This window comes from Sphingomonas antarctica, from assembly GCF_965137005.1.
Classification (GTDB): domain Bacteria; phylum Pseudomonadota; class Alphaproteobacteria; order Sphingomonadales; family Sphingomonadaceae; genus Sphingomonas_O; species Sphingomonas_O antarctica.
This window is the reverse complement of record NZ_CBCRXM010000048.1, coordinates 1-887: the sequence shown is the minus strand read 5'-3', so window position 1 is coordinate 887 and position 887 is coordinate 1. Positions and strand designations below refer to the sequence as shown.

Annotated in this window: 1 protein-coding gene; it reads right to left on the bottom strand. The window is 56.5% G+C overall.

The window, feature by feature from the left end:
- Positions 1-79 precede the first annotated feature (79 nt).
- Complete coding sequence (locus ACM9ME_RS15410) at positions 80-718, bottom strand: hypothetical protein (protein ID WP_415644343.1); 639 nt, start codon at positions 716-718, stop codon at positions 80-82.
- Positions 719-887: the final 169 nt, after the last annotated feature.

Below are 887 nucleotides of genomic sequence, written 5' to 3'. Positions count from 1 at the left end.
GGGGGGTATAGTGATAGCGGGTGGAAATAGCATTTGCGACCACAGCCGCGCTGTAACCGCTGATTTCCTAGCAGGCCCACTATCGCCGACCGCCCGCTGTCTTTCCCCGCGACCGGCCTCGCACCAACCTAACTTCATATCCGAACGCGCTGGTGACAAGATGCTCCGATGATCGGAACGAGCGATAGTCAATGGTATCCGGGTAAGGGAACCACAGGGAGCGGTCAGCCATCCCGTCCAGCAACGGCTGTAGCAAATTGCTTTGGTGCGTCCCGCCAACCTCAGCAACCGTTCCTTTCACATAAAGGTCGAAACGGAACACTTCGCCATATTCGCAGGGGAAGAATGAACGCCCGGATAGGAACCGGGGACTGGTAAGCCGGATGCGACGATCCTTCGCGTCCCGGAAATCGACCATTCCCGATAGCAATCCCGGTGAGTAATAGCCTTGTTCGCTGGCCACGCGCCGCCCCGGCGTTTCGGTTTCCAGCCATTTCTTCGCCGCAAATTTCAAATAGCTATGCAGTTCAGATTGATTCTTGGCGCTCAGCTTGTCGAGCTTCTGACGCTCTCGACGATCAAGCAAGGGCGTGGCTGGGCACGTCATTTCGATGCGTCTAACTCGCACCGTTTGGCGTTCGCCGCCGATCCAGCCGGATAACCAATCTAAGGTTCCCGCTTCGCCCAAATCCCGTGCAATCCGTAACTTCTTGCCCATGCCGGACCTCCAATTCGAGGATGGCAGGACTTTCTTAAATTGTTGGATATGGCCCGTGGTTTACAGGTCGACAAAAAGGAAGTTCTCGCATTATGCGAGGGCGCGAACTGGTCGGATTGAACATGCGTCGGCTTCGCGTTGAGCGCGACGTGTCGCAGGAACGCTTGGC

Coding starts and splice junctions, on each gene's coding strand:
- ACM9ME_RS15410 (WP_415644343.1), bottom strand. CDS start 718: ATGGGCAAGAAGTTACGGATTGCACGGGATTTGGGCGAAGCGGGAACC.